Raw genomic sequence first — 23,072 nt, forward strand, 5'->3', positions numbered from 1 at the left:
CCGGCCTGCCGGGTGCGATACTCGACCCCCGACCGTCGGCCGCTCGGAGGATCGCGATGACCACGCTTCCGGTTTCCGCTGCCATGCCGTCCCGGAGCCGTCGCGGCTTCGCCGACCTCAGTGTCAAGATCAAAGTGCTCGTCGCCGTGAGCATCGGGATCCTCGCCGCGGTCGCGGTCGGCATCGCCGGGTTGCGCGCCCTGGGCAGCGCCAACGATTCCGCGCAGCTGATCTACCGCAGCAACGTGGCCAGCCTGAACGCCGTCGCGCAGCTGGACGCGGCGGTCCGGCAGGCCCGGATCGACGTCGCCAACCAGGCGATCTCGCAGGACCCGCAGAACATCGCCAAGTTCGGCGACGCCTTCACCGCCGACCTGAAGGCTTTCAGCACCGCGATGACCGCCTACCGCGCCAGCAACCCGGCCACCGATCCGGAGACGATCGATGCCCTGCAGACCAGCTGGGACGGCTATGTGCAGGTCGCTCAGGACAAGCTGCTGGTGCTCGGCAAGGCCAACGACATCGCTGGATGGCAGCGGGTGCGGGACACCGAGGCGACCCCCTTGGTCACCGCGATCAGGAAACAGGTCGACACCATGACCGCCACCGAGACGGCGGACGCCGCCAAGAACGCGGCCTCGGCGACCTCGGTCTACCACACCGGCCGGACCACGGCCCTGCTCGCGATGGCGGTCGGCGGGCTGCTCGCCTTCCTGGTCGGCTACTGGGTGGCGCAGCGGATCGTCCAGTCGCTGATCAAGGTCAAGGAGGTCTGCTCCGGCCTGGCGAAAGGCGACCTGACCCGGACCACCGGACTGCGCACCCGCGACGAGCCCGGCGAGATGGGCCAGTCGCTGGACGAGGCGATGAGCCGCCTCCGGCAGACGGTCGCCACCATCGACGACTCGGCGAGCTCGCTGGCCGCCGCGTCCGAGCAGCTGTCCGGCACCGCCCAGCAGATCGCCGAGTCGGCCGAGCGGACCTCAGCGCAGGCGCAGACGGTGGCCGGCGCCACCGAGGAGATCTCCCGCAGCGTCGACAGCGTCTCGGCCGGCAGTGAGGAGATGGGGGCGGCGATCCGCGAGATCTCGATCAACGCGAGTGAGGCGGCCCAGGTCGCCGGACAGGCGGTCACCATCACGGCCGCGACCGCCGAGACGATGGCGAAGCTCGGCCAGTCCTCCGCCGAGATCGGCAACGTGGTCAAGACGATCACCGCGATCGCCGAGCAGACCAACCTGCTCGCCCTGAACGCCACCATCGAGGCGGCCCGCGCGGGCGAGCTCGGCAAGGGCTTCGCGGTGGTCGCTTCCGAGGTCAAGGATCTGGCCCAGGAGACCGCCCGGGCCACCGAGGACATCTCCCGCCGGGTGGAGTCCATCCAGACCGACACCACCGGCGCGGTCGCCGCGATCGAGGAGATCACCCACGTGATCGCCCGGATCAGCGACTTCCAGACCACCATCGCCTCGGCGGTCGAGGAGCAGACCGCGACCACCGGGGAGATGAGCCGCAGCGTCACCGACGCCGCCGCCGGCACCGGGGAGATCGCCCGGAACATCACCGGGGTGGCCGAAGCCGCCCGGCTCACCAGCGAGGGCGTGACGCAGGCCCAGCAGGCCACCGGCGACCTGGCCCGGATGTCCAATGAGCTCAGCGCCCTGGTGACCAGCTTCCGGTACTGACCGTCCGCCGGCGCGCCCCGGATGCCAGCGGCGCGCCAGCCGCGTGACAGGGCGCCGGGGCAGGCTGCGGGCATGGACTCAGCAGTCGACGTGCTCCGCTTCGGCGACGGACCCGGCCTGGTGGTGGTGCCGGGCAACAACCGGCGGGCACACCACTACACGAAACTCGCCGAGCTGCTGCAGGACGACTACCGGGTGACCGTGATCGACCGGCGCGGCCGCGGCGCGAGCGCCCCGCAGGGCGCGGACTACAGCATCGACCGGGAGGCCGACGACGTCCTGGCGGTGCTGGCGGCGACCGGCTCCCGGTGGCTGTTCGGGCACAGTTACGGCGGGCTGATCGCGCTGCACGCGGCGCTGCGGCAGCCGCCGGCCGGGCTGGTCGTCTTCGACCCGGGCGTCAGCATCGGCGGCTCGTTCCCGGCCGGCTGGCTGCCCGCCTTCACCCGGCTGGTGGAGCAGGGCCGGCACACCGCCGCGATGACCGTGTTTCTCAAGGAGACCGGGCTGACCCCGCTCGGCAACGCGCCGGCGTTCGTCTTCCGCGCGCTCGCCTACATGCTGCTGCACGGCTCGGACAGCGCCGACACCAGGGCGATGATGGCGACCACGCCCCGCGAGGTCGGCGAGGTGGTCCGGCTCGACTCGGACGGCAGCCGCTACGCCGCCATCGCCTGCCCGACCCTGCTGCTCGGCGCCGGCCAGTCCCCGGCCTACCTGACCGGCGTGCTGCCCCGCCTGGCCGGGCTGATCCCGGGGGCCCGCTACGAGATCATCCCGGAACTCGACCACAACGCCCCGGACCTGAACGCCCCGGACACGGTCGCCGCCCACCTCGCCGCCTTCCTCCGCTGACCGTTCCTTGTGCCATGCTGGGCGGGTGAGGCAGGTGGTCCGGTTCGCCGCCACGCCCGCCGGCCGGGTCGCCTACGCGGTGACCGGCAGCGGGCCGCCCCTGCTGTGCCTACCCGGCTGGGTCTCGCACCTGGGCCTGATGGGCGAGTCCGCCGAGCACTGCCGGTTCGTCGAGGCGCTCGCCCGGCACCGTACGGTGATCCGCTTCGACCGGATCGGCTGCGGGCTGTCCGACCGGGAGCGCACCGACTTCAGCCTGGAGTTCGAGCTGGCCACGCTGAAGGCGCTGACCGCGCACCTCGGGCTGGACCGGTTCGCGCTCTTCGGCACGTGCGAGAGCGGGCAGGTCGCGGCGGCCTTCGCGGCCACCCATCCGGGCACGCTGACCTCGCTGATCCTTTACGGCACCTGCGCCCGCGGCAGTGACCTGGCCCCGGAGGACGTCCGGCGGTCGGTCCTCGGCATGGTCCGGGCGCACTGGGGGCTCGGTTCCCGGGTGCTCGCCGACATCTGGCTGCCGGACGCGTCCGCCGAGCTCAGCGCGATGTTCGCCCGGATGCAGCGGGCCGCCGCGACGGCGGAGACGGCGGCGGCGCTGCTGGAGATGTTCTACCGGTTCGACGTGACCGAGGTGCTGCCCGAGGTGCGGGTGCCGACGCTGGTCGCGCACCGCCGGGGCAGCCGGGCGGTGCGCTTCGAGCTGGGCCGCGAGCTGGCCGCGCTGATCCCGGGCGCCGAGCTGGCCGCCCTGGACGGGCGGATGCAGCCGATCTACGCGGAGCATCCGGAGGCCGGCGCCGCGGCGATCGCCGAGTTCCTGGGCGTGCCCGCCACGCCGATCCCGCCGCCGAGTCCATCGCCGCCGGTCCCGCCGCCGGTCGCGGAGAGGCCGGTCTCGCCGCCGGTCGGGCAGCGGCCGGCCCGGGTGCCGCTGACCGCGCGCGAGTTCCAGGTGGCCGATCTGATCGCGGACGGGCTCACCAACGCGGAGATCGGCCGCCGGCTGGGCGTCTCGGCGCGGACCGTGGACGCGCACGTCGAGCACGTCCGCACCAAGCTCGGCGTCCGCGCCCGCGCGCAGATCGCCGTCTGGGCCCGGGAAAACGCCTAGGTAAGACAGCCGATTCGGCCTCCGCCGGGCGCGCCTAGCGTCGGCGCATGCCTGATTACGACATCGTCATCGACCCCGCTTTCGAGGGGCCGCCCGGGTCCGCGCACGGCGGTTACGCCTGCGGCATCCTCGCCGCCCACCTGCCGTCCGACGTGGAGATCACGCTGCGCCGCCCGGTTCCGCTGGGCACCCGGTTGCGGCTGACCCCGCAGGATCAGACCCTTTCCCTGTACGACGGCAGCGAGCTGCTCGCGGAGGGCGTCACGACCCGGATCGATTTCGGTACGCCGGAGCCGCCCACGTACGCCGAGGCGCTCGGCGCGGGCGTGGCGTTCCCGGGGTTCCGGGCTCACCCGTACCCCGGCTGTGTCGGGTGTGGGACGGCCCGCACCGATGCCGCGGCCTTGCGGATCTTCCCCGGTCCGGTCCCGGGGCGTGACCTGGTCGCCGCGGTCTGGCATCCGGAGCAGGTCCGGCCGCCGCTGCTGTGGGCCGCGCTGGACTGTCCGGGCGGCTGGGCGGCGGCGCACTTCGGGCGGGTCACCGGGCCGGCGGTGCTCGGCCGGATGGCCGCCCGGCTGGCCGCCCCGCTGGTCCCGCAGTCCGCCTACATCGTGGTCGGCTGGCTGGAGGCGGCCGAGGGACGCAAGCTGATCGCCGGCTCCGCCCTGTTCTCCCGGGACGGCGTGCTGCGGGGCGCCGCCCGGCAGACCTGGATCCGGCTCTCCGGCGCGGCCGTCCCGGCCGAGGCCGCCGGGGTGGCGGCGTGAGGCGGGGGATCGGGTTCACCCCGATGGAGATCCGGCGCGACGTGATCGTGCGGGCCGCGGCACTCGCCGACGAGCTGGGTTTCGAGCTGTTCTCGGTGGCCGAGGGCTGGGGGCTGGACGCGTCGGTGCTGCTGGCCGAGCTGGCCACCCGGACTCGGCGGATCACCCTGGTCGCCGGCGTGCTGTCGGTGTGGAGCCGCACCCCGGCCTCGCTCGCGATGACCGCCGCGACCCTGCACCAGCTGTCCGGCGGCCGGTTCGTGCTCGGGCTGGGCGCGAGCAGCCCGCAACTGGTCGAGGGCTGGCACGACGTGCGCTACGCGGGGCCGGCCGCCCGGCTGCGCGAGGTCACCACCCGGGTCCGCGCCCTGCTGAACGGCGAGCGCGCCGCCCTTTCCGCCTCGGCCGGGGCGCGCCCGTTGCGGCTCGGCCAGCCGCCGGCGCCGGAGCTGCCGATCTGGCTCGCCGCCAGCGGGCCGCGGACGATCCGGATCGCCGAGGAGCTGGCCGACGGATGGTTCCCGCTCTACCTGCGGCGCGACCGGATCCGCTCGTTCGCGCCGGACCGGCCGGTGACCGTGGCGGCCGGGCCGTTCGCGGTGGCCGACCCGGATGTCGCCACGGCCCGCGCGGCGGTCGCGGCGTGCACCGCGACCTACCTGTCGGCGATGGGTGACATCTATCCGCGGCTGGTCGCCTCGCAGGGTCTGGCCGGCGAGGTGGACACCGTGCGGGCGACGCGGCAAGTACCGGCGGCGCTGCTCGACGAGTTCACCGCGTACGGCCCGGAGAAGGAGGTGCGGGAGCGGCTCGCCGACTGGGACGCCTTGGCCGACGTCACCGTGGTCGTGGTGCCACCGGGCCTGCCCTGGCCGCGGATCGAGGCCACCATCCGGGCCGCGGCGCCGGGCGCGCGCTGACGGTGCCTGGGCGGCGGGGCGCCGGAACGTGCCGAACCGTCCGCACCGGGCTCGCCGCCGTGCCTGCCGGCCGGTCTTGTGCTAGACCGGGTGCTATGCCGCATCCAGAGTGGACTGGCCTAGCCCGCCGAGTCGCGGACCGCGCCGGGCAGGAGGCGGCCTCACGCGGCCATCCGGAGGCGCGGTCCGAGCACTACCTGTTCGCGCTGCTCGACGTCGACCGCACCGCCGGGATCATGCCGGTGCTGATCCTGGAGGCGCTCGACGTGCCGGTCGACCGGGTGCGCCGCCGGCTCGACGAGGTGCTGCGCGGCCGGCTGCCGGCCGGGTCGGACCTGTCCGGGGTGCTGCTCGCCGCCACCGCCGAGGCCGATCTGCTGGACAGCGACTACCTGGGCGCTGAGCATCTGCTGCTGGGCGTGGCGGTGGTCGGCAACACCGTGCTCGCCGAGTTCGGCGGCACGCCGGAGCGGATCCGGGACGCGCTCGACCGGGTGCTGCGGTCCTACGGCGGCGGGCCGCGGATGGTGGTCACCCCACCTCCGGAGATCCGGGATCTGGCCGAGCTGCGGCCGCGCCGGACCGAGACCGCGGCCGCCGAGCTGGAACGGTTGCGGGGCGAGGTGCGGCGGCTGACCGCGCTGCTCCGGGCGCACGGGATCGATCCGTGAGGGCGGCGCTCCGGGCGTACCGGAAAGGGGGCCGGCCTCTGGCGCGGCGATCTCGCGCCGGCCGGAGGGTTGTCGGCGGAGCGCGGAAAGGCGACGGAAAACGGGTCGGGAGATTGACGTCCGGCTGTTAGGGTTCCCGGCGGAAAGGGGAACACCGTGCCCAAACTCAATCAGATCATCGCCGTGGAGAAGGGCGTCAAGAGCAAGGCGTTCGCCGATCTGAGCGACGCACACCACGCGGTGCAGAAAACCGCCCCGCTCGCCGGCATCTCGCGGACCTATCAGCCGAAGGACGAGGAGGGCGAGCAGCTGCCCGCCGAGTCGACCCGGGTGCAGATCAAGGCCGAGGAGATCCTGCGGGACGTGGCGGCCACGCTGACCCGGCTCTTCGACGTGACCGCGACGAAGGACTGGACGAACTGCGTGGCCCGCGCCGACGTGATCGTCGACGGGCGGACCATCGCCGCTCAGGTGCCGGTGACCTATCTGCTGTTCCTCGAGAAGCAGCTCGTCGACCTGCACACCTTCGTGAAGAAGCTGCCGGTGCTGGACGCCGCCGAGAGCTGGGTGCGCGACGATTCCACGGACAGCTGGCGGACCGAGCCGGTGCGCACCAACCGCACCAAGAAGGTGCCGCGCAACCACGTGAAGGCCGAGGCCACCGAGAAGCACCCGGCGCAGGTCGAGGTGTACTACGAGGACGTGACGGTCGGTTACTGGACGACCGTGAAGTTCTCCGGGGCGCTGCCGGCCAAACGGGTCAACGAGATCCTGGACCGGGTGATCGCGCTGCAGACCGCGGTCAAGTTCGCGCGTGAGGAGGCGAACAACACCGAGGCGACCGACCAGCGGGTGGGTGCGGCCGTCTTCGGTTATCTCTTCGGATGACACGGACTCCCCCGTGGGAGCGCGGGGGTGCGCCACAGAAAAGGCGCGAAAGCTGACAGCTGAAGCTGAAGCTGATGACGCCGGTGACAGTGCGGGTTCGAATCCCGCCCTCCGCACTCCGCGCGGAGGTAGCCCAATCGGCAGAGGCAGCCGGCCTGAAACTCAGATTCTCGCTCCAATGTCAGCATTCTCCACTGATCACCAGATCGACCGGGCGGGGACGACGACACCGGATGCCGGTTCAACTCCGGCCCGCCACGCTCCGAGTGGCGGTAGTTTAAAGGCAAAACCCGGTGTCCTGACGAATGATCCACGCCCTTAAACGTGCTGGTGTGCGCAATTCAGTGGTACCTGGAGTCCCGGCGGATGGCCATTCCGCCGGGACTCGCCACGTCTACCGGAACCGCGCCCGGGCGGCCTCGGTGACCGGGGTGAAGACGTTGATCAGGGTGCCGTCCGGGTCGCGCAGCAGCATCGACCGGTTGCCCCACGGCATGGTGGTGGGCGGCATCAGCATGCCGTCCCGCTGCTCGACGGCGTCGACGTCGGCCACCAGGAACTCCAGGATCTTCTCGTCCGGCGCGACGAAGGGCGGGACGGTGCCGGCGCCGGCGATCGCGAGCCGGGCCGCGCCGGTGCCGATCTCGGCGAACTCCGGGGTGTACCGGGTCGCGGACAGGCCGGTGAGGCCCTCGTAGAAGCCGATCAGCCGGGCGACGTCGGTGGTGATGACTCGGGTGGAGATGAGGTTCATGCGGGCAGGCTAGGCGGGATACCGGACAGGATCCGCCCGGTATTTTGAGCGGTGTGACCCGGCCGACCGCTCGCGTGCTGACCCTGCTGGAACTGCTGCAGTCCGGCGGCATCCGGACCGTGGCCGAGCTGGCGTCCCGGCTCGGCGTCGACGAGCGGACCGTCCGGCGCTATGCGGCGCACCTGATCGACCTGGACATCCCGGTGGAGTCGGTGCGCGGGCGGCACGGCGGCTACCGGCTGGCGCGCGGTCATCGGCTGCCGCCGCTGATGTTCACCGACGACGAGGCCCTCGCCGTCCTGCTCGGGCTGACCAGCCAGGCAGGCGCGGTGGCGAGCGAGACCGCGGCGGCCAAGCTGCGGCGGGTGCTGCCGGCGCGGCTGGCGCAGCGCCTCGACGCCGTGTTCTCGTCCCTGACCACCACCGAGCCGGACGCACCGCGCGGAGCCGAGCCGGACGCACCGCGCGGAGCCGAGCCGGACGCACCGCGCGGAGCCGAGCCGGACGCACCGCGCGGAGCCGAGCCGGTCGCACCCCACGGAGCCGAGCCGGACGCACCGCGCGGAACGGGGGCGCGGGCGGCCGCGCCGGACGGGTCGGTCCTGCTGCCGTTGGCCGCCGCGGTCCGTGATCACCAGCCGGTCCGCCTCGCCTACGCGGGTCGCGGCGAGCGGATCCTGCACCCTTACGGCCTGGTCGTCCACTCCGGCCGGTGGTATGTGATCGGCCTCGACACGGCCGCCGGCGAGGAACGTACGCTGCGCCTGGACCGGATCTCCGAGGCGCGCGGCCTGCCCGGCACCTTCGTGCCGCCGGCCGATTTCGATCCCGCCGCTCGGCTGCTGACGGGTTTCGCCACCGCCGCCTACCGCCACACGGTCCGGATCCGCGCCCAGGCCACCGCCGACCAGGTCCGCGCGGTCTTCCCGGCCAGCGTCGCGGTCCTCCACGAGGACGGCACCGGCTGGCTCCGAATCGAGATCCGAGCCGAGCGCCTCGACTGGATCCCCGCCCGGCTGGCCGCCCTCGGCCACCCTTTCGTCATCGAGCACCCGCCGGAACTGCGCGACCTGGTCGCCGCCCTCGCCGACCGCCTCGCGACCGGTGCCCGCCGCCCCGACCCACCGGTGTGAACCGCGTGCCGCCACCTGGCCGGGCGCCGATGGACAGGTTCCCGGACGCCGGCCGCCCGCCCACTCCCCCTCGACGGCTTCGGCGTGGCTCCCACCGACCAGGGCCCGGCGCACCCGCACGACCACGACCTCCCGGACCGCGCGCACGCCACCGAGGTCGCGGCCCTGCTCTCGATCGATCCGGCCGCCCTCGCCGGGTGCTCTGAAGATCTGATCCCGCTGCTCGCTCAGCCGGCGACGATCGCGCCCGGCCGGGCGACCCCGTCGCTCGGCGACGCCGCACGCCGGTGCGCCTCGGGCGGGTCCGCCGGGGTGTGGCGCAGGCCCAGGTAGGTGAGCAGCCCGACCGGGAGGATCAGCCAGCAGGAGAAGAGGCGGTAGGTGAGCACGGTGGCGGCCGCCACGGCCGGGGCGGCGCCCAGGCTCAGCGCGGTGACCAGGCTGGCCTCGACGAAACCCAGGCCGCCGGGGCTGAGCGGGATCTGCCCGACCACCTGGGCGATCAGGTAGGCGCCGCCGACTGTGCGCCAGCCGACCGGCAGCCCGCAGGCCTGGGCGGCGGCGATCAGGCAGAACGCGTCGGCGGCCCAGTTCAGCGCGGACCAGAGCAGGGCCGCGAGGCCGTCGCCGGGCCGGATCGAGCGGACCGCGACCACGGCCGCCGCCGCTTCCCGCCGGAGACGGGTGAGGAGAGGCCGGCCGGGGACCGGCCGCGAGTGGTCCGGGTTGGCTGACTTCGGCGTACGCGGCCGCGCACGCACCGCCGTGACCAGGGCGGACAGCACCACCACGGCGGCGGCCACGGCCTCGTAGGACGCCGCGTGCCACCAGCCGGCGACGGCGGCCGGGCCGAACGCGCAGGCGCAGACCACGAGCAGCCCGGCGATCGAGGCGAGCAGCGACAGTGCGGTGACGGTGGCCGCGGTGGTGCCGGTGGCGCCGCGGCGGCGGTACTGCTGGACGGCGTAGGCGGCGGACATCGCGGAGCCGGCCGGCAGCACCAGGCTGATCGCCGAGCGGCTGCAGGTGATCGCCAGGGCGGCGCCCGGGCCGACGGTGACGCCGGCCGAGCGGAGCAGGCGGCGCTGCTGCATCGCGAAGGCCGCCTGGGAGACCGTCTGGGCGGTCAGCGCGGCGGCGATCCAGCGCCAGTCCGCCGTACCGAAAATGGCTCCGATGGCGTCCGGCGCCGGGAGGTGCCCGCGGACCGTGAGCACGACGGCGGCCGCGGCGGCCAGCACCACAGCGGACCGTGACAGCCACCGCCATCGCCGGCCCACGCCCTCCCCGGTCTTCCGCACCTCATCAGGGTGCCGCGAAATTGCACATCGGGCAAGTTTGCACTTTGAGAATTGGATCACGCGGATTAGGGTTGCGGTGTGGAGGAGAACCTCGGGCTGCGTGAACGCAAGAAGATGGCCACCCGGATGGCGCTGCACGAGGCGGCGGTCCGGCTGGCCGCCGAGCGCGGCGCGGACAACGTCACGATCGACGCCATCGCCGAGGCGGCCGGGGTCTCCCGGCGCACGTTCACGAACTACTTCGCGAACAAGGAAGAGGTCTTCTACTACCGCGACGCCTACCGGATGAAGCGGCTCTGCGAGTCGATCCGCAAACAGCCGGCCGGCGATCCGTGGACGGTGCTCACCGGCGCGGCCCTGGAGCTGCTGAGCGAGGCATCCGCGGAGACCGACATGTCCTGGGTGTCCGAGCGGCGCCGGCTCTACCAGGACCCGAACCATCTGGCGCACCAGATCGCGGCCTACACGGCGATCGAGCGGGAGCTGGCCGCGGAGATCGCCGAGCGGGTCGGCGGGGCGGACGCGGAGCTGCGCGGGCGGGTCTTCGCGGCGAGCTTCATGACGGCGCTGCGGACCAGCGTGCAGTACTGGACCGAGCACCCGGAGACCTCGCTGCCGGAGACCTTCGGCAAGGTCGCCGCCCTGGTCCGGGCCTGATCGGGCGGACCTCCGCCGAAGCGGCCCGGGACCGATTCCGAGCGCGGTAGAACCGGCTGGTGCGGGTCGCCGTAGTGGGCATGCCGGACTCGGCGGAGCGCGACAAACTGGTCCTGCTGCTGCACGGCATCCGCCGCGCCGGGCACACGCCGCTGCTGGTCGACGCCGACCTGTTCGCCTCCGGGGCGGTCCGCCTGGACGGGCCGGCGATCCGGGACGCCGCACCGGTGCGCCTGCCCCCGCTGACCGGCCGGCACCGGACCGTCGCCGGGCTGGTCGAGCGACTCAGCGTCGACGGGATCACCGGCGCGGCGCGGTCCCCGGGCGAGGCGATCGGGGTGGACGCGGTCTGGCCGGAGGCGCTGGACATCGGACGGCGGCTGGCGTTCGAGGGACTCTACCGGCAGATCGCCGCGGCACCGGTGCGGTCGCCGGCCGGCTCGTGGGAGTCGGTGCTGGCCACGATGTTCAAGCACCGGATGCGGCGGCTGGTCGGACCGGGCGTCCGGCACGCGGTCGTCACCGCCCGCGACGACGCGGAGGCGGCGCGGCAGGCGGTGAGCCGCGGGGACGTGTGGGTGAAGGCGCCGGACGACACCCACGGGCACGGCGTCCACCACCTGTCCCCGGGCGAACCCGCCGTGCCCGCGGTCCGCAAGGCGCTGCGGCGCACCCCGGACGGCGAACTGTGCCTGATCGAGGAGGACATCCGCGGGCTGCTCGCCGACCCGGGCGGGCGCCCGCACCGGGCCGACCTGGCGGTGACCGTGCTGGACGGACGGATCCTGCAGGCCACCCTGCGGGTGCAGCCGGACCTGGCCGCGCCGACCAACAGCCGGCACGGCGGCGACTCCCTCCCGGTCGCGGTCGGATCGCTGCCGGTCGCGGTCCGCGAGATGGCGATCGGCGCGCTGGCCGCGACCCATTGCCGGTACGGCAGCGCGGACATCCTGGGCAGCGTCCCCGGTGACTCCGGGTTCACCGTCGTCGACCCGGTCCCGCCCGCCGTCGGCGAGGTGAACAAGATGCCCGGCGGGCGGAGCCCGGGTTTCCTCGACCAGGTGGTGATGCCCCTGGTCGAGGCGGTGGTCAGCGCTTCGCGGTGACGGTCATCCGGCCGTACGCCAGGATGTGCTCCCGCATCGTGAACATGGTCGCCGCCGGCGGGGTGGCGGCCGGCAGACCCAAGGTCGGCACGTCCAGGGCGTACACGGTGATCTCATAGTGGTGGGCGACGTCGCCGACGGGTGGGCACGGGCCCACGTACCCGAGCTGACCGGCGTCGTTGGTCCCCGCCACCGCACCCGCCGGGACCGCGCGGTCCAGGCTCCGGCTGGTGGCCGGCAGGTCCCACGCCAGCCAGTGCCAGAAGCCGCTGCCGGTGGGGGCGTCCGGGTCGTACATGGTGACCGCGAGGCTCCGCGTGCCGGCCGGCGCGCCGGACCAGGTCAGCCGGGGCTGCTCGTTGCTGCCGGTACAACCGAAGCCATTGGCGAGGTCGTCCGCCGGGAACCGGGTGCGCACGTCGGGACTGCTGACCCGGAAGTGTCCCGCGCTCTGCGGGATGCCGTCCCGGACCTGGTGGTAGCCGAAGCCGCCATCATTTCCCCGGGGGGTGTGGTGGTAGCCGAAGGTGCCGGCGGCCAGGGCCGCGGCGCTGACGATTGCTGCTGCCGTTCGCATCATGGCGACGACGATCGTCGCGCCGGCCGGGCGCGGGGAGGCCGTCCCGATCCTGGTGTTCCGAGTACCAGGATCAGCCGTCGACATCAGCGGCCCACCGGCCGAGGATGGACGCCATGACGGTGGGTGAACGACGGGTCGAGCTGGCCGGGTTCCTGCGAGCCCGGCGCGAGCAGCTGACCCCGGCGGACGTCGGGCTGCCGGCCGGACCACGGCGGCGGACCCCGGGACTGCGCCGGCAGGAGGTCGCCCAGCTCGCCGCGGTCAGTGTCGAGTGGTACACCCGGCTGGAGCAGGGCCGGGTCGGGGTGGCCGGGGCGACCGTGCTGGACTCGCTGGCGGCGGCGCTGCGACTGTCCGAGGCGCAGCGCCGGCACCTGCACCTGATCGCCCGGGGCGAGGCGCCGGCCATGCGGCACGAGCCGGCGCCGGTCCGGGCGTCGCTGCGGGCGGTGCTGGACGGGATGCCGCTGCTGCCGGCGTACGTGGTGGACTTCCGGTTCGACGTGCTGGCCGCGAACCCGGCCGCGGCCGCCCTGTTCGGGCCGGGGTTCGGCACCGGGCTCACGGCGAACACCGCCCGCGCGCTGTTCCTCGACGACCGGATGCGCGACAGCCAGCTGGACTGGCCGCGGATCGCCCGGGAGATGGTCGGCAACCTGCGCGCCAACCTGGCCCGGCACCCCGGCGACGGCCGCCTGCGGGAGGTGATCGACGAGCTGCGCCGGTCCAGCGCCGACTTCGCCGACTGGTGGCGCGACCAGACGGTCGCCGAGCGCACCCACGGCCGCAAGCGGATCCAGCACCCGGAGGCCGGGCCGCTGACCGTCTGCTACGACGTGCTGGGCAGCCGGGACGGCGCCGACCAGTACCTGTTCACGATCACCCCGGCCGGTCCGGCCGACGAGCGGAAACTGCGCGAGCTGATCACCCGGCACAGCCGTTTCCGGCTGGCCGCGATCTGAATTCCGGAAAGCGCCCGGGTTAACGGCAGGAACCGTCTCGGAAAAAAGGATCATGAATGCGGTACGGCCGTTTGCGCCGGACCATTCCTGTGCCACCCTGATGGGCCGGATCGGGGGCAGGAGAACCATGAGCAGACGCGTCTTCGTTCACGTCGGGGCGCCGAAGACCGGCAGCACCTTCGTGCAGAACGTGCTGTGGCGCAACCGGGAGAGGCTCCGGCGCGCCGGCATCCTGCTGCCGGCCACCCGCGCCGATCAGGACCAGGCGATGACCGACCTGCGCCAGGTGCCCTGGCGGGACCCGGACGCCACCTGGACCTGGGACATGCTGGTCGAGCAGGCCGCCAAGTGGCCCGGTGACGTGATCATCACGAACGAGGGGCTGGGCGGGGCGACCGCCGCGCAGGCCGCCCGGGCGGTGCACAGCCTGGCGCCGGCCGAGGTGCACGTGATCGTGGTCGGCCGGGACCTGTGGCGGACGCTGCCGTCGATGTGGCAGGAGAACGTCAAGTCGCGCAGCGTCGGCAGTTTCGAGACCTTCCTCAGCGCCATCGAGCGGGGCAAGAACGACGCCTTCTGGAACCACACCGCGAACCGGATGCTGCGGCACTGGGGCGATCAGGTGCCGGCCGAGCGCCGCCATCTGATCACGGTGCCGCCGCCCGGCGCGCCGCACCTGCTGCTGTGGGAACGGTTCGCCGGGGTGACCGGCATTCCGGAGGGGCTCTGCGAGATCGTCGAGGAGCCGGCCAACCGGTCGCTCGGGGCGGTCGAGATCGAGCTGCTGCGGCGGCTCAACCGGCAACTCGGGGACCGTTTTCCGTACCGCACGCCGTACCGGAGGAATGTCTTGCAGCATCTCGTCGGTCCGGTGCTCAAGCAGGGGAGCAACGAGCTGCGATTCGGCATCGGGATGGAGCGGGCCGGCTGGATCCTGGATCTGACCGAGCAGCGCATCAAGGAACTCGAGGAATATCCCTGCCACGTGGTCGGGGATCTCGACGAATTGCGCCCGGCGGGGATGACGGAAACGGTTTCCCCGGATGTGGTGACCGACTCGCAGATGCTCGAGGCGGCGATCGAGGCGCTGATCGGGATGATCGGGTACGCCGACGGGTTGCACGAGCGCGCCCACCGGAACCTGGTCACCCGGATCAAAGGCCGGTTGACCCGCCGTTTCGTAGGGTAGTCGCATTGCAACCACGGAGTGTGATCGCGATCGGCGCATAACTATGCGGTGCGCCGTTTCAGCCAGGGCAGATCGGACGTACGGTGCATCACACTGCGCTACCCCACACCGGAAACCGCAACCGTCGGCCGGTAGCCTCCCGCACCATGCGTGGATCCACCATCGCAGCTGTCGCCACGTGCACCCTCCTGGCGATCACCGGCTGCGCTAAGACCGATGACAACGCTCCTGTCGCCACCGCGGGCGGAGCGGCCAACGTGGCCGGCCTCGACAAGGGCACCGCCGCCGCCTGCACCCTCGCGGAGCAGGCCACCAAGGGCGAGGACGGCCGCGACCTGGACCTGGCCACCGCCAAGGACATCGTCGCCGTGGGCAGCACCTCGAAGAGCACCATCATCACGGCCGCCACCGACGTGCTCGCCGCCAGCCTGGCCAAGGCGCAGGCCGCGGCCGGCAACCCGGACGAGGCGGTGCTGGTCGCCGAGGTCAGCTCGTCGATCCTGAAGGTGCGGACGGCCTGCCAGGACACCGACGCGGTCAAGGCGAGCATCACCAAGGCCAGCAAGGACACCGGCGAGACCGGCGCGACCAGCGACAGCACCTCGGCCACCGACGGCAAGGTCAACTGAGCGGGTCCGCAGTCCGAGCATTCCCCTGACGGGCCGGGGGCCGTCCTCAGCGATCCCCGGCCTGCCTGATTTCTGTCGTACCGCTCCCCTAGTGTCGCCGCATGGTCGACATCGAGGTGCGTGCCCGGATCACCGGTCGGTCCGGCGAGCTGCCCGCCGTGCTGGTCCGGCTGGCCGCGGAGCGGACGACGGCGGGTGAGCTGATCCGGCGCGCGGTCGAGGAGCAGGTCCGTCTCCTGCGCGCCGACGCGGCACACTGCCTGCGGGTGCTCGACCAGCACTATCCCTGCGACGTCGCCGATCCGGCGCGCGCCTTGGACGTCGAGGCCGAGGTGCTGCGGGCGCAGCGGGCCTTCGAGCACGGCCAGTTCACCCTCTTCGCGGGCGGCCGCCAGATCACCGGGCTCGACGCGGAGGTCGTCGTGCGGATCGGTGAGCCGGTCACGTTCCTGCGGCTGGTCGCCCTGGCCGGTGGCTGACCGTGGAGATGCGACCGCTGATCGGGCCCGAGCACCACGGGGTCGTCGAGGAGGCCCGCGAGGACCTGCGCCGCCTGGCCGATCGGGCGCGAGCCGCCGGCCGGGCCGGTGACCCGAGCGCGCTGTGGGCCGTCGCCGACGAGATCCGGATCCGTGTCGAGCAGGTCGACCGCCTGTGGATCGGCGACCTCGAGTGGAGCATCGGCACCGTCCTCGCCGAGCTGGACACGATCTACGACGCCGCGTTCCCGATCGGCGACCCGGGCGACGTCGCCGGGCTGCTCACCGCGCCGTGGCCGTCGGCCCGGCGCAAGGAGCTGCTCGCCGCGGTGCTGGGCCGCGACCACTACGGCCGGGTGGACCTGGACCAGGTGGCCGAGCAGGCGCTCGCGGTCGTCGACCTGCGCCTGCTGCGCGCGCTGGTGCTCGACCGGTTCGGCGCCCCGCGTTCGCGCGACCTGCTGGTCCGGATCCTGGCGACCCTGCACGACCACGGGCGGTTGGACAGCCGCCTGGTCGACCGCGCGCACGTCATCGACGAGTATTTCGGGTACGGGCTGGTCACCGACCCGCCGACACCGTTCACCGCGGCGATCCGCGACCACCTCGACGAGCTGACCTGGCGGCTGGTCACCGGCCCGATCCCGGTCGATCGGTACAAGGTGCCGGACCGGCCGGGCCCGCGCGGGCTGCGCTTCGTCGAGCTGGCGATGACCTGGTCCGGCGATCCGGCGATCGCCCGCGTCCTCGGCGCCGCCGAGCTCACCGAGGCCGAGCGAGCCCGCCTGCTCGACCTGCTCCGTGACCGGCCGCTCGCGGACCGGCAGCGGGTCTACCAGTGGCGGCTGGCCGCCGGGGACGCCGACGCGCTGGCTCCGCTGACCGGGCTGGACCGGTCCGCGCGGCTGGTCCGGCTGATCCGGGCGATGCCGGAGGGCCACGAGGCGGTCCGCCACGACCGTGCCGCGATCCTGGCCGCGGTCGACCAGTCCGGCCCGGACGCCACCCGCCGGTTCCTGGAGCTGGAGCCGAACGAGGTGGTCTCCGCCGCCCTCGGCGACAATCGGGCCGCCGTGCTGAAACGCGTCAAGAACAACGCGTTGCGGGGCATCGCCGCCTTCGGCATGCTCCCGCTGGCCGAGGGCGAGACGGTGCTCGACCGCTACCTGGCGTTGCGCGAGTCGGCGAAAAAGGGGGCCAAGCTCGGGCCGAACCGGAAGCATTCGCACGCCGCCGCGATCGACGTCGCGCTGGATCACCTGGCCCAGGTGGCCGGCTTCCCGGACCCGAGCCGCCTGGAGTGGGACTGCGAGGCCCGCCTGGTCAGCGAGACGCCGACGGCGGCGCGGGCCGGGGATTACCGGCTGGAGCTGCGGTTCGACGGCGCCGACCCGGTGCTGGCGGTCAGCCGGTCCGGCAAGGAGCTGAGGTCGGTGCCCGCGGCGGTCCGCGCCGAGCCGTCCTATCAGGAGTTGCGCGCGCATCAGGAGCGGCTGCGGGACCAGGCCCGGCGGATGCGGACCGGCCTGCTGGAGCGCCTGGTCGCCACCGGCGGCACGCTGCAGCCGGAGGAGCTGGGCCGTCTCCGCTCACTCCCGGCAGGCGCGGCGATGCTGCCGGGCCTGCTCTGGCGCGACCGGTCCGGCACGATCGGCCTGCTCGATCAGCTCGACCCGACGGGCCCGATCACCGCGGTCCACCCGGTCGAGCTGCTCGCCCCGACCGCCGGCGCCGCGCCTCCTCCGCCCGGCCGCCAGCTTCCGAACACCCCGCAATCCCACACCGGCTGGGCACCGACCGCCTCACCACCCGCACCCACTCTCCGGCCCCACGACGACCGCAGATCGGGCGACGTCGACCGTGGGCTTGCCTGGTGGCAGGCGGAGGTTGTCCGGCGGCGGCTGCGGCAGCCGGTGAAGCAGCTTTTTCGCGAGGTCTATGTGCTGACCCCGGCGGAGCGGGAGTCGGTCGACTTGTCGTACCGGTTCGCCGGGCACGTGGTGGCCGGGAAGGTCGCCGGGCAGCTTCTCTCCGCGCGCGGGTGGACGCTGAACGGCGAGTATGACGACTACGGCGCGGTCCGCCCGGCCGGCGACGGGTTGACCGCGGCGCTGCGATGCGACATGCACGGGTATTTCGGGTTGGCCGAGGTCGAGTTCGGGGCGCTCTGCTTCCTGCGGGACAACTGGCCGATGGCGCTGGAAGATGTTCCACCGGTGGTGTTCTCCGAGGTGATGCGCGATCTCGATCTGGCGGTCTCGGTCGCCGGGACCGGCGTGCGAGCCCACGAATCGCCCGCGCAGGCAGCGTCCCGGGCGCAGCTGCTCGCCGCGCTGATCTCCGACCTGGGCCTGACCCGGGTGACGATCGACGGCGGCTCAGCGGTGGTCCGGGGCAGCCGCGCCACCTACCGAGTGCATCTGACCAGCGGCAGCATCCACGTGGAGCCGGCCGGTTACCTGTGTGTGGTGCCGGCCGGGTTCGGGGCGAGTGCGCACCGCCGGCTGTTCCTGCCGTTCGCCGACGAGGACCGGATGACCAGCGTCATCCTCAGCAAGATCCTGCTGCTGAACGAGGACGAGAAGATCACCGACAAGTCGATCCTGACCCAGCTGCAGCACCTCGCCCCTGCCAGCCCCAGCTGAAGCGTCTCGCCTCGGAGGCGCCGTCTCGCCGCGAACGAGCCTGATTGAAGCGCCCCGCTCGGACATCCCGCCTCGCTCCGGGCAGCCCTGGCTGGAGTGCCTGGCCCGGACACAGCATCCGGAATGATTAGTCCGGCCCGGCATCGACGCTCGCCGATCGTGGCGGAAGTCGGCACGGTTCGATGCGACGTCCCGCCCCGAGGGCGATCTCCGGCGGCGCGGCGCGGCCTATGGTCGGCCCAGCGGATCGTGGCGGCTCCGCACTCGCGCCGGAGAGGCCGCGACGACCGAAGCAGGTCGTGGCGGCTCGGCACCCGCGCCGCAGGCGCCATCACGGTCGCAGCGAATCGTGGCGGCTCGGCACCGCGCCGGAGGCGCCACCACAGTCGGAACGGATCGTGGCGGCTCGGCACCGCGCCTGGGCCGCCGCGACGGGCGAAAGGGTGGAGCATGCCTCTCTTCGTTAAGCGCAAGTCAGCGCAGGTGCCGCAACAGCAGCAAGTGGTCGACCAGCGGGCTCTTGAGGAGGCGCAGAACGACTTCTCCAGCCGATTCAAGGCATGGCTGGAATCGCTCGGCGAGGCCCAGGCGCATAGCGGGGCGGACGCGCCGACCGACGCCGTCGTGGAACGGGTGGGCGGTGTCCCCCAGCCGCAGGCGACCGAGACACTCAACCGCACGCAGATCATCTTCCTGCGGTCGTACGCCCGCAGCTACGGCGTCCGCCTGGTGGAGAACCGCAAGATGCAGGCCGTGGTCGCCACAGCCCGCCCGGACAGCAGCAACCCGGAGCGCAGCCGGCAACTCCAGGCCGCGGCCGACTTCTGGCAGGCCGTCGAGCTGTGGGTGGACCAAAGCCTCAGGTGACGGATCAACGCTGGTCCCCGAGACCGCTTCACCACTGCGGGGCGCCAGACGTGGCGGGTCAGGGCGTGGGGCGCCAGGGGTGCTTGGCGTCCGTGGGGGTGGCGTCCGGGGTGACCTCGACGGCGTAGGTGGGGCGGTCGCCGGGGACCGGACCGAGGTAGCTGTGGCCGGTGAGGTGGCACCAGGCGGGCAGGTCCAGGGGCGCGGCCGGGTCGGTGGCGATCAGGTGGACCAGGGCGCCGGGCGGCAGGGTGGCGATCAGCTTCCGCAGCTCGATCAGCAACACCACGCAACGCCGGTCGCCGCCGTCCAGCACGACCGGGCTCACCTGGGCATCCACCTGACCACTCCCTCCGATTCCGTTAGATCATCCCGAACGCGCAACCGACCCATGCCGGCTCCCCCGCCCGTACGCACCCGAGCCGGGCCGGCGGCGCTGAAAGGAAATAGCGGTGGAAGCGTCGGCGCAGAAGATGCGGCGCGAGCGGATCGGCGGCGTGGGCGGGTGGAGCGGGCGTCACGACGCGCGGAGGCGGCGGGCGGCGGTGCGGACGCGGCGGGAGGCGCCGGGCATCTCGATCAGGGCGCGGATCTCGGCGTCGGTCAGCTCCGGGCGGGCGGCCAGTTCCAGGACCGCGGCGTACGGGCGGCTGTCGAGGTCTTCGAGCAGGGCCCTGGTCCGCCCCAGCACGGTCAGCAGGAGCGGGCGGTCGGCGTTCGGGTGCCGGGCCAGGTCGCGCAGCACGCTGTTGCGCGTCCACCGGTCCAGGTCGTCGACGGGCACCGCGGCCAGCGTCGCCGCGTCGGCCCGCGGGCAGGTGACCACCGCGGACCGCACGAACGGGTACGGGCTGCGAGCCAACTCCCGCAACCCTTCCCGGTCGAGCCGCGGATCCGCGACCACGTCCCGATAGTGGACCGGCGTCCGCTCCCGGGGCAGCAGCTCGTCGAGGTTCACCGCGGCACCGGACCTGGCCCGGCGGAGGTGCGCCGCCCCGGCAGCCGAGGGGCGGTCATTCCAGCGTCACCCGGGTGATCAGCGGGCGGTCCCGGAGGGCGAGCAGCTCGTTCGCCAGGTCCATCGTGGTGAACGGATGGCGCTCGCCGTGCACCACGATCTCGGCCGCGGCCAGGCCACCCGGAACGGCCCCGGCGTCCAGCAGCGTGCGCCACTCCGCGGGCCCGAGTTCGAGATACTCCAGGTCGGTCAGCGACCCGATCTCGCGCGGGTCGGCGAGCGTCCCCGGGTAGGCGCTCAGCGTCCGCAGCCGCGGCAGCCCCAGCACCGGCGCCAGGCTGACCGGCGCCTCCTCCCAGACACCGATGCTCAGCACTTCCAGGTCGGGGTGGGCCGCCGCCTCGACGCTGCGCACGCTCCGCGCGTTGACGTAGGCCACCAGCGGCGCCTCGTCCGCCCGGCCGAACGCGTCCGGGCGCTTCCGGCCGTGCACGATCAGGTCGGTGAGGCTGTCGGCGACCAGGCCGGCCCCGGCGTACTGCTCGTGGTCCAGCATGATCACCTGGCCGAGGTGGCCGCCCGGCCCGGGTGTCAGGTCGATGGTGAACTCGTCGCCGCCGCCGTTGCCGGCGAAGGCGATCCAGCCGGGCGACCCGGCCAGCCCCTGCACCGCGGCGCCGGGCGGCGTGCGCACCGCGGTCATCGCGGCCGCGCTCCACGGCGCCGGCCGGGCCGCCGCGGACATCACCCGCAGCCCGTCGAGCGGGTACAGCTCGACGCCGAGCGCCTCGCCGGCGGCTGCCATCGCCTCGTAGTCGCCGTCGAAGTCCGCCCAGCGCCCCCGGATCACCCGGTAGATCGCCTTGAGTTCGGCCGGCAGCGCGACGCCGAGACGGGCCTCGGCCTCGGCGATCTCCTCCTCGGTGGCGCCGACCGCCTCCGGCAGCCGCTCCCGCAGGGTGTGCTCCAGCAGTGCCGGGTCCGCGGACGGCGCCGCCGTCACCCCGGGGACCGGCTCCGGCAGCCGCCGCCACGGTGCCGGAACGGCGTCCTCGTCCAGGATCAGCGCGCCCGGGTGCGCGCCCAGGCCGTGCTCGACGGCCGGACCGAAGGTGATCAGGTGCAGCGCCGTCCGCTCCACGACGAAGGCGATCCGGTCCAGGCCCTCGGCGGCGAGCACGTCGCGGACCCGCTGCACCGCGTCCCACTCGTCCTGCATGTCCTCGACCTGCATGGCCTGTCCGGGTGGCGGCGTCCGCCGCGGCACCGGCACACTCCACGAGCCCTGCCCGATGGCGCCGGCCAGGTAGCCGCCCGGCGCGGCGAGGGCCTCCACGTTGGCCGCCCGCACCACCCGCAGCAACGGTTCCCACGTCGTCAAGTCAGCGATCGAAGACACCGACGCAGTATCCCCGACGTGGTCCCGGCCTACTCGGTCCGGTAGTTCTTGCCGAGCGGCGCTCCCGGGATCGGCTTGGCGATCAGCGCCACCGGCACGAAGAACATCATCTGGGCGATGACCAGGGTCAGCGTCCACAGTGCCTGGTCGTCGTAGTGCCGGGTGGCCCGCAGGTACAGCTCGTCCGGCACCCGTTCCCCGGACGGATTCGGCGTGAGCACCGCCTCGGCCAGCTCCAACGCGATCCGCTCGGCGTCGGTGAAGTACGGCGCGTCCCGCCACGACGCCACCGCGGTGATCCGGTCCGGGCTCTCCCCGGCCTTGCGCAGCATCCCGGTCTGACGCACGGTGTGATACGTGTTGCCGACGAGCTGCCCCACCCGCAGGTGCACGAGCCCGATGGTGGCCGGCGGGATCGTCCCGTTGAGCGTGGCCTTGGTCAGACTGGCCGCCCACCCGCCCAGCTCCGGGAAGAAGGCGGCGGGGTCGGGCAGGCGCGATGTGGTCTCCATGCTGTCCCCGACGACGCAGCACGCGAGAATGTCAGGCCCTCACGTTCCGCCCCGCTGCCTCGTCGGGTTGTCATGAACCCGGAGAACGAACGCGGCCAGCTGATCAACGTCGCCTACCGCCTGCTCGGTTCCCTGGCCGACGCCGAGGACGTGGTGCAGGAGACGTACGCGCGCTGGTTTGCCATGTCCGCAGCGGATCAGGCGGCGATCGACGTGCCCGGCGCCTGGCTGACCAAGGTGGCCAGCCGGATCTGCCTGGACCAGCTGCGCTCGGCCCGGGTCCGCCGGGAGCGCTATGTCGGCGAGTGGATCCCGGAGCCGGTGCCGGAGCCGGACGGCGCCGACCCGGCCGACCGGATCACCCTGGACGAGTCGGTCAGCATGGCGTTCCTGGTGGTGCTGGACGCGATGACCCCGGCCGAGCGGGTGGCGTTCGTCCTGCACGACGTGTTCCGCTTCGCGTTCGCCGAGGTGGCCGAGGTGACCGGCCGCAGTGCGGCGGCCTGCCGCCAGCTGGCGTCGTCGGCCCGCCGCCGGGTCGCCGCCGCCCGTCCGGCCGCCGCACCGGCCGCTGGGATCGCCGCCGGGAAGGCCGCCGAGCAGGCCCGGGTGGTCCGCGACTTCAAGCTGGCCTGGGAGGCCAAGAACATCGAGGCGCTGGTCGGCCTGCTCGACCCGGACGCCACGGTGGTCGCGGACGGCGGCGGCCTGGTCACCGCGGCGCTGCACCCGATCGAGGGCCGCGAGCAGGTGGCCCGCTTCGCGGTGGCGCTAGCCGAGCGCGTGCCGGGCCTGCGCCTGGTGGAGGGCGCCGTCAACGGCGAGCCCGGCCTGATCACCCAGCACGACGGCGTCACCACCGGCGTGATCGCCTTCGAGGTCGACGGCCCGCGCATCACCCGCATCTGGGCGGTCCGCAACCCGGAGAAGCTGCGCCCCTGGATCTGATCGGCACCAGGTTGGCCGGCACCACGCCGGACAGGTGGCCGGCGAAGCGGCAC

Annotated in this window: 24 protein-coding genes; 17 read left to right on the forward strand and 7 right to left on the reverse strand. The window is 73.3% G+C overall.

The window, feature by feature from the left end:
- The first annotated feature begins 83 nt into the window (after positions 1 to 83).
- The 7 genes from BJY16_RS35710 (at position 84) to BJY16_RS35740 (ending at position 6,900) form a co-directional block, all read left to right on the forward strand.
- A complete protein-coding gene (locus BJY16_RS35710; RefSeq protein WP_185046822.1) occupies positions 84 to 1,685 on the forward strand; it encodes a methyl-accepting chemotaxis protein in 1,602 nt (533 codons plus the stop codon).
- Between the two features lie 72 nt (positions 1,686 to 1,757).
- Positions 1,758 to 2,540, forward strand: coding sequence for an alpha/beta fold hydrolase (locus BJY16_RS35715; RefSeq protein ID WP_185043966.1), 783 nt, complete (start codon positions 1,758 to 1,760; stop codon positions 2,538 to 2,540).
- 25 nt (positions 2,541 to 2,565) lie between these two features.
- Positions 2,566 to 3,651 carry an alpha/beta fold hydrolase gene (locus BJY16_RS35720; RefSeq protein ID WP_185043967.1) on the forward strand — a complete coding sequence of 362 codons (1,086 nt, stop codon included), beginning with the start codon at positions 2,566 to 2,568 and terminating at the stop codon, positions 3,649 to 3,651.
- Positions 3,652 to 3,698: 47 nt separating this feature from the next.
- Positions 3,699 to 4,421: a hypothetical protein gene (locus tag BJY16_RS35725; RefSeq protein ID WP_185043968.1), complete on the forward strand. Its 723-nt coding sequence runs from the start codon at positions 3,699 to 3,701 to the stop codon at positions 4,419 to 4,421.
- Positions 4,418 to 5,341 (forward strand): LLM class flavin-dependent oxidoreductase, encoded by a 924-nt coding sequence (locus BJY16_RS35730; protein ID WP_239177782.1) that lies wholly within the window; start codon positions 4,418 to 4,420, stop codon positions 5,339 to 5,341. Before BJY16_RS35725 ends, BJY16_RS35730 begins: the two co-directional genes overlap by 4 nt.
- A gap of 95 nt (positions 5,342 to 5,436) precedes the next feature.
- Entirely contained in the window at positions 5,437 to 6,012 is a 576-nt protein-coding gene (locus BJY16_RS35735; protein ID WP_185043969.1) for a Clp protease N-terminal domain-containing protein, read from the forward strand.
- 156 nt (positions 6,013 to 6,168) lie between these two features.
- A complete protein-coding gene (locus tag BJY16_RS35740; protein ID WP_185043970.1) occupies positions 6,169 to 6,900 on the forward strand; it encodes a DUF7873 family protein in 732 nt (243 codons plus the stop codon).
- A gap of 394 nt (positions 6,901 to 7,294) precedes the next feature.
- Here the strand turns inward: BJY16_RS35740 and BJY16_RS35745 are convergent, their stop codons facing one another.
- Entirely contained in the window at positions 7,295 to 7,654 is a 360-nt protein-coding gene (locus tag BJY16_RS35745) for a VOC family protein (protein WP_185043971.1), read from the reverse strand.
- 53 nt (positions 7,655 to 7,707) lie between these two features.
- Between BJY16_RS35745 and BJY16_RS35750 the strand changes: the two genes are divergently transcribed.
- Complete coding sequence (locus BJY16_RS35750; protein ID WP_185043972.1) at positions 7,708 to 8,787, forward strand: WYL domain-containing protein; 1,080 nt, start codon at positions 7,708 to 7,710, stop codon at positions 8,785 to 8,787.
- Positions 8,788 to 9,014: 227 nt separating this feature from the next.
- Here BJY16_RS35750 and BJY16_RS35755 read toward each other — a convergent pair whose 3' ends face one another.
- Positions 9,015 to 10,088, reverse strand: coding sequence for a lysylphosphatidylglycerol synthase transmembrane domain-containing protein (locus BJY16_RS35755; protein ID WP_185043973.1), 1,074 nt, complete (start codon positions 10,086 to 10,088; stop codon positions 9,015 to 9,017).
- A gap of 78 nt (positions 10,089 to 10,166) precedes the next feature.
- Between BJY16_RS35755 and BJY16_RS35760 the strand changes: the two genes are divergently transcribed.
- Together BJY16_RS35760 and BJY16_RS35765 are read left to right on the forward strand one after the other, a co-directional pair.
- Complete coding sequence (locus tag BJY16_RS35760) at positions 10,167 to 10,745, forward strand: TetR/AcrR family transcriptional regulator (protein WP_185043974.1); 579 nt, start codon at positions 10,167 to 10,169, stop codon at positions 10,743 to 10,745.
- Positions 10,746 to 10,804: 59 nt separating this feature from the next.
- On the forward strand, positions 10,805 to 11,851 hold the full coding sequence (locus BJY16_RS35765; protein WP_185043975.1) for an ATP-grasp domain-containing protein: 1,047 nt from the start codon (positions 10,805 to 10,807) through the stop codon (positions 11,849 to 11,851).
- Here BJY16_RS35765 and BJY16_RS35770 read toward each other — a convergent pair.
- The gene (locus tag BJY16_RS35770) at positions 11,835 to 12,431 is read right to left on the reverse strand and encodes a YbhB/YbcL family Raf kinase inhibitor-like protein (protein WP_185043976.1); all 597 of its coding nucleotides are present in this window, start codon (positions 12,429 to 12,431) and stop codon (positions 11,835 to 11,837) included. The genes BJY16_RS35765 and BJY16_RS35770 overlap by 17 nt on opposite strands.
- A 113-nt stretch (positions 12,432 to 12,544) precedes the next feature.
- On the opposite strand from BJY16_RS35770, the gene BJY16_RS35775 reads away from it, so the two are divergent.
- The 6 genes from BJY16_RS35775 to BJY16_RS35800 all read left to right on the forward strand — a co-directional run bounded on the left by BJY16_RS35775 (position 12,545) and on the right by BJY16_RS35800 (position 19,202).
- On the forward strand, positions 12,545 to 13,393 hold the full coding sequence (locus tag BJY16_RS35775) for a helix-turn-helix transcriptional regulator (RefSeq protein ID WP_185043977.1): 849 nt from the start codon (positions 12,545 to 12,547) through the stop codon (positions 13,391 to 13,393).
- A 127-nt stretch (positions 13,394 to 13,520) separates the two neighbouring features.
- Positions 13,521 to 14,582: a hypothetical protein gene (locus BJY16_RS35780; protein ID WP_185043978.1), complete on the forward strand. Its 1,062-nt coding sequence runs from the start codon at positions 13,521 to 13,523 to the stop codon at positions 14,580 to 14,582.
- 146 nt (positions 14,583 to 14,728) lie between these two features.
- Positions 14,729 to 15,211 (forward strand): hypothetical protein, encoded by a 483-nt coding sequence (locus BJY16_RS35785; protein ID WP_185043979.1) that lies wholly within the window; start codon positions 14,729 to 14,731, stop codon positions 15,209 to 15,211.
- A gap of 101 nt (positions 15,212 to 15,312) precedes the next feature.
- On the forward strand, positions 15,313 to 15,690 hold the full coding sequence (locus BJY16_RS35790) for a hypothetical protein (protein ID WP_185043980.1): 378 nt from the start codon (positions 15,313 to 15,315) through the stop codon (positions 15,688 to 15,690).
- Positions 15,691 to 15,698: 8 nt separating this feature from the next.
- Entirely contained in the window at positions 15,699 to 18,335 is a 2,637-nt protein-coding gene (locus tag BJY16_RS35795) for a DUF4132 domain-containing protein (protein WP_239177800.1), read from the forward strand.
- 450 nt (positions 18,336 to 18,785) lie between these two features.
- Positions 18,786 to 19,202 (forward strand): hypothetical protein, encoded by a 417-nt coding sequence (locus BJY16_RS35800; RefSeq protein ID WP_185043982.1) that lies wholly within the window; start codon positions 18,786 to 18,788, stop codon positions 19,200 to 19,202.
- A gap of 58 nt (positions 19,203 to 19,260) precedes the next feature.
- Here the strand turns inward: BJY16_RS35800 and BJY16_RS35805 are convergent, their stop codons facing one another.
- The 4 genes from BJY16_RS35805 to BJY16_RS35820 form a co-directional block, all read right to left on the reverse strand.
- The gene (locus BJY16_RS35805; RefSeq protein WP_203759150.1) at positions 19,261 to 19,542 is read right to left on the reverse strand and encodes a sulfurtransferase TusA family protein; all 282 of its coding nucleotides are present in this window, start codon (positions 19,540 to 19,542) and stop codon (positions 19,261 to 19,263) included.
- A 177-nt stretch (positions 19,543 to 19,719) separates the two neighbouring features.
- Positions 19,720 to 20,160 (reverse strand): hypothetical protein, encoded by a 441-nt coding sequence (locus BJY16_RS47845; protein ID WP_239177784.1) that lies wholly within the window; start codon positions 20,158 to 20,160, stop codon positions 19,720 to 19,722.
- Between the two features lie 55 nt (positions 20,161 to 20,215).
- Positions 20,216 to 21,559 carry an SMI1/KNR4 family protein gene (locus BJY16_RS35815; protein ID WP_185043983.1) on the reverse strand — a complete coding sequence of 448 codons (1,344 nt, stop codon included), beginning with the start codon at positions 21,557 to 21,559 and terminating at the stop codon, positions 20,216 to 20,218.
- 29 nt (positions 21,560 to 21,588) lie between these two features.
- A complete protein-coding gene (locus BJY16_RS35820) occupies positions 21,589 to 22,071 on the reverse strand; it encodes a carboxymuconolactone decarboxylase family protein (RefSeq protein WP_185043984.1) in 483 nt (160 codons plus the stop codon).
- 72 nt (positions 22,072 to 22,143) lie between these two features.
- Between BJY16_RS35820 and sigJ the strand changes: the two genes are divergently transcribed.
- Entirely contained in the window at positions 22,144 to 23,019 is an 876-nt protein-coding gene (sigJ, locus tag BJY16_RS35825; RefSeq protein ID WP_185043985.1) for an RNA polymerase sigma factor SigJ, read from the forward strand.
- Positions 23,020 to 23,072 lie beyond the last annotated feature (53 nt).

The organism is Actinoplanes octamycinicus, from assembly GCF_014205225.1.
Taxonomy (GTDB): domain Bacteria; phylum Actinomycetota; class Actinomycetes; order Mycobacteriales; family Micromonosporaceae; genus Actinoplanes; species Actinoplanes octamycinicus.

Bases quoted from the DNA above. Each gene is read 5' to 3' on its own strand.
- BJY16_RS35780 (WP_185043978.1), top strand. From the start codon at position 13,521: ATGAGCAGACGCGTCTTCGTTCACGTCGGGGCGCCGAAGACCGGCAGC.
- BJY16_RS35790 (WP_185043980.1), top strand. From the start codon at position 15,313: ATGGTCGACATCGAGGTGCGTGCCCGGATCACCGGTCGGTCCGGCGAG.
- BJY16_RS35710 (WP_185046822.1), top strand. From the start codon at position 84: ATGCCGTCCCGGAGCCGTCGCGGCTTCGCCGACCTCAGTGTCAAGATC.
- BJY16_RS35820 (WP_185043984.1), bottom strand. From the start codon at position 22,071: ATGGAGACCACATCGCGCCTGCCCGACCCCGCCGCCTTCTTCCCGGAG.
- BJY16_RS35715 (WP_185043966.1), top strand. From the start codon at position 1,758: ATGGACTCAGCAGTCGACGTGCTCCGCTTCGGCGACGGACCCGGCCTG.
- BJY16_RS35725 (WP_185043968.1), top strand. From the start codon at position 3,699: ATGCCTGATTACGACATCGTCATCGACCCCGCTTTCGAGGGGCCGCCC.
- BJY16_RS35735 (WP_185043969.1), top strand. From the start codon at position 5,437: ATGCCGCATCCAGAGTGGACTGGCCTAGCCCGCCGAGTCGCGGACCGC.
- BJY16_RS35745 (WP_185043971.1), bottom strand. From the start codon at position 7,654: ATGAACCTCATCTCCACCCGAGTCATCACCACCGACGTCGCCCGGCTG.
- BJY16_RS35775 (WP_185043977.1), top strand. From the start codon at position 12,545: ATGACGGTGGGTGAACGACGGGTCGAGCTGGCCGGGTTCCTGCGAGCC.
- BJY16_RS35785 (WP_185043979.1), top strand. From the start codon at position 14,729: ATGCGTGGATCCACCATCGCAGCTGTCGCCACGTGCACCCTCCTGGCG.
- sigJ (WP_185043985.1), top strand. From the start codon at position 22,144: ATGAACCCGGAGAACGAACGCGGCCAGCTGATCAACGTCGCCTACCGC.
- BJY16_RS35800 (WP_185043982.1), top strand. From the start codon at position 18,786: ATGCCTCTCTTCGTTAAGCGCAAGTCAGCGCAGGTGCCGCAACAGCAG.
- BJY16_RS35795 (WP_239177800.1), top strand. From the start codon at position 15,699: ATGCGACCGCTGATCGGGCCCGAGCACCACGGGGTCGTCGAGGAGGCC.
- BJY16_RS35770 (WP_185043976.1), bottom strand. From the start codon at position 12,431: ATGATGCGAACGGCAGCAGCAATCGTCAGCGCCGCGGCCCTGGCCGCC.